Origin of the sequence: Hydrogenovibrio sp. 3SP14C1, from assembly GCF_029625905.1 — a bacterium.
Classification (GTDB): Bacteria; Pseudomonadota; Gammaproteobacteria; order Thiomicrospirales; family Thiomicrospiraceae; genus Hydrogenovibrio.
On the sequence record NZ_JARTLM010000178.1, the window covers coordinates 1 to 261 of the forward strand.

A 261-nucleotide genomic window follows, 5' to 3' on the forward strand; every position below is an offset into this window, starting at 1 on the left:
TTTTTCTGTTTTCTTATCTAATCAGTTTGCATTTTTAGAATTTGAAGCGGTTGTAGAAAATACTCTGAAAAAAATTACCAGTAAATATGATAATTTCTACATCATAGATAATGAACAGGAAATCTGGAAACAGCTTCTCAACATTATTTCTACCATTATAGATTATGACAGAATGATGGTTTATCAGTTTATGGAAGATGGTTCGGGCAAAGTAGTTGCTGAGAAAAGCAATGACAATCTCGAAAGTTATTTGGGATTGCA

The 261-nt window shown here is 31.0% G+C and carries 1 pseudogene; it reads left to right on the top strand.

What is annotated here, in order from left to right:
* Window positions 1-261, top strand: a pseudogene (locus P8629_RS12140) (hypothetical protein); the annotation flags it as partial.